A 3,893-nucleotide genomic window follows, 5' to 3' on the forward strand; every position below is an offset into this window, starting at 1 on the left:
GTAATTTGCTTTTTTAGGTTGCATTTTTTTTAATTGCTTCTTCCAGTGATGTTGAAAAATATATGACTGTCTTCTGTCTTTCCCTTGTATAAATTTCATAGTATAAAAATAGAAATTATTCCTTTGGTGGCAAATTATCTTTATCTACAAATTGTTGATTTTTTTAGACAGTCTGACGGTGGCAATATGATAAGTTGGGCATTTTGAAACACTAAACTTTCAATTTACCACACCGTTTATTTATTGTTTCAATATCTTTCCAAATGACATTGTCCTATTTCTTTGATTTAATAATTTATAGATATATATACCAGAATTATAATTGCTTAAATCAAGTTCAAGCGAACTTTTATTAGTTGTTCTCTTTATCAGGATAATTCTTCCATTACAGTCAAACAAGGTAAATTCAAATGTTTCATTTTTTTCATTCAAAAATTGAATTTCAATAATTCCTGATGTTGGATTTGGATACATTTTTGTATCAAATTGGTTTTGTGTTTCATTGATTCCTTCAGAAAAATCAACAAATAACAAATTATCAAATATTAATCCATCCTTATTTGTTTGAATACTATCCGAAACGAAGGTAAATCTATATTGGACAGTATCACCTGGTTGAATGTTGAAAACTGGACCAAATCCAGCAACCCAAACGGTAAAATTAGTCCAACCAGATGAATTACCTGTTAAAGTTGGTTTTGCACCCTGCCACTTATAGCACTTTTGATTTTGATACGTTGTATCTGTCAATAAATTAACCCAAGTATTTCCATTATCAGGAGAAAATTCAAGAATGCCAAAATCATTTATGGTATCACTATTTATTTGATATTTCCCATCTAATATTACGGTATGTGGCATTTGAAAACCTCCTAACCAACTTGAGACATGCTTAATAATAAATATTGAGGTATCATTTACTGGATATGAGTTTACAGTATCTGTCACTATTGCATTGGGTACTGAATTGGCTGATGTGAATATAGATTTTTGTGGTTCTCCAATTTGCCAAACGTTATTTGGGTTTGAAATTGTATCAATTTTTAGTCTAAAAAACTGACTTGTATCTTCAAAATCAATATTGTAATACCTGTAATTCTGCGAATAAACAAAAACTGAAAACACAAGAAATACTAATGTCATTAATTTTTTCATATCCTAATAAATTTTGAATATATCTTAAATCTATTAGCAAAGATAATAAAAAAAGGAATTATTTAGAAGCCCCATATATTAAAAAGTATTGAAGCGTTTTTCATATCATTTAACTTTAAAGATTCTCTAAAATAAAATTAGTCATTTTTGTAAAAAGTTGATATCTGGTTTTACCGCCATAAATTCCATGATTTTTGTTAGGATATATATGCATGTCAAATTGTTTTCCTTCATCATTCAAGGCTTTTGCAAGCATCATTGTATTTTGTAAATGAACATTGTCATCTCCTCCTCCATGAATTAATAAATAATTTCCTTCTAATTTTTCTACAAAATTAATTGGTGAATTATCGTCATATCCATCAGGATTTTCCTGTGGTGTTCTCATGTATCTTTCGGTGTAAATGTTATCGTAATATCTCCAATTTGTAACAGGAGCAACTGCAATAGCCATTTTAAAATAATCTGCACCTTTAAACAAACAAAGTGATGACATATATCCGCCATAGCTCCAACCTTGAACCCCAATTCTGTCCTTGTCAACATAATCCAATGAGCCTAAATATTTAGCGGCTTCAATCATATCAATTGTTTCATATTTTCCCAATTGTTGGTAAGTAACTTTTCTAAATTCTTCTCCTCGATTTCCTGTTCCTCGGGGATCAACAGAAACTACAATGTATCCTTTTTGGGCAATAATCTGATGCCAAAGGCTATTATAATCCCAAGCATCATTTACAGTATTACTGTTTGGTCCTGCATAAATTGTAAAAAATACAGGATACTCCCTGTCAGGTGAAAAATTATATGGTTTCATCATCCAAGCATTAAGCTCCACTCCTTCTGATGTTTTAAAAGTAAAAAACTCTTTCTTACTTACTCTATAGTCTGCCATTTTTTCTTTGAGTTTTGAATTGTCTTCCAACACTCTTATCTCTTGTCCTTTGTAATTATGTAAGCTTATGTAATTAGGAGTGTTTGCATCCGAATGATAGTTGATATAGAATGCAAATGTTTTACTAAAATGTGCATCATTTATTCCTGATTTGCTTGAAAGTTTCTTTTTCTTTTTTCCTTTTAAATTAATGGAATAAAGGTCTCTTTGGGTTGGAGAACTTTCTGATGAAATATAATAAACAATCTTTTTTTCTTCATTTACACCTTTCAAACTGCTAACATCCCAATTTCCTTTTGTAAGTTGCTTTACAAGTTTCCCTTTCATATCGTAAAGATAAATATGGTTATATCCGTCTTTCTCACTTGTCCATATAAAACTATTATCATCCAAAAAGGTTAAATTGTCTGTTATTTCAATGTAATATTTGTTTTCTTCAGTAAAAATAACTTTTGATTTTCCTGAATTTACATCAGCTATCAAAAGTTCTAATTTGTTTTGCAATCTGTTAAGTCTTGTTATGCAAAGTTCATCAGAATTGTGTGTCCATTTTATTCTTGGAATATATTGGTCTGTTTCCTTGCCCACATCCATTGTTTTTGTTGTATTGGATTTAAGGTCATAAACATGAATGCTTACAATTGAATTATCCTCTCCTGCTTTGGGATACTTAAATTTGTATAGTTCAGGATAAAGGTCTCCATAAAATTTCATTGTCCATTGCTTAACATTGTTTTCATCAAATTTATAGAAAGCAATTTTTTCTCCGTCTGGCGACCAATATAATCCTCTGGCAAAGCTAAATTCTTCTTCATAAACCCAGTCCGGTGCTCCATTTATAATAATATTTTTTGCCCCATCATCAGTTATTTGTTTTTCTTTTTGTGTTTTAATATCAAATATAAAAATATTATTATTTCTCATATAAGATAATTTTGTAGCTGCAGGATTAAAGGAAGCAAGTTGTTGCTTTTCATCAGAAACAGAAATAAGTTCTTTTTTATTTATATCCCAAATGTAATTTTTTGCTCTAAAAGAATGCCTGTAAATAGGTTCTTTATTTGTAAAAATAAGAATTTTTTGTTCATCATTACTAAATTGATAACTACTCATTCTGATTGGCTCAGAATCTTTATTCATTTTCAAATCTTTAGCTTCAACTATTGTTTCAACTTTTTCTCCTGTTTTATAACTATATTTTACAATGTTACCTTTTTCAAGGCGAGTAAAATTAATTCCATCATTTAATGAACGTAATCCTTTTATTGATTTGGGATAAAAAGTATATTTTAACCAAACATCTTCAACTGTGATTAGTTTTTTTCTTTCTACTTTAATTGTTTGCTGTTCTTGTGAAAATATGTTTTGTGAAAAAAGAGAAATTACAAGAATTAATAATAATGATTTCATTGTTTTTTGCATGATAATGGTTTATTTAGTTTTGTTTGCAAAGGTAAATAAAAATGTTTATTCGATTATCCATACAGACAAGTCTTATTGATTTGTGTATTTGTTGATCCATACGGACAAGTTTTGGTTATTTGAAATATTGCTTAAGCGAATTTGTAATTCATTTAAAAAAAAAGCTACATTTCTTCAACAACGGCTATCACTAATTTTTCAATTTTCTTTTTTATTACATAAGAGGGGCAATCATAATTATTAATAATAATGCTAAATGCAAATTGATTTTGCGAATTAGTTGTAATATATCCTGCATAACTTTTCACTCCTGACATTGAGCCACTTTTGGCTTTAATTTTTCCGTGAGCAGAAGTATTTTTACAAAAAGACTTAAGCGTTCCGCTATTACCCGACTCGGGTAAAGAACGATAAAAATCAT

3 protein-coding genes are annotated in these 3,893 nt (G+C 29.1%); all 3 read right to left on the reverse strand.

From position 1 onward, the window contains the following. Positions 1-240: 240 nt before the first annotated feature. Complete coding sequence (locus U9R42_13655; GenBank protein ID MEA3497067.1) at positions 241-1,155, reverse strand: T9SS type A sorting domain-containing protein; 915 nt, start codon at positions 1,153-1,155, stop codon at positions 241-243. 115 nt (positions 1,156-1,270) lie between these two features. After that, entirely contained in the window at positions 1,271-3,460 is a 2,190-nt protein-coding gene (locus tag U9R42_13660) for a DPP IV N-terminal domain-containing protein (GenBank protein ID MEA3497068.1), read from the reverse strand. A 176-nt stretch (positions 3,461-3,636) separates the two neighbouring features. Next, positions 3,637-3,893, reverse strand: a 257-nt coding sequence (locus U9R42_13665; protein MEA3497069.1) for a D-alanyl-D-alanine carboxypeptidase, incomplete at its 5' end; no start/stop codon positions are given.

It is taken from the genome of Bacteroidota bacterium (assembly GCA_034723125.1).
GTDB lineage: Bacteria > Bacteroidota > Bacteroidia > CAILMK01 > JAAYUY01 > JAYEOP01.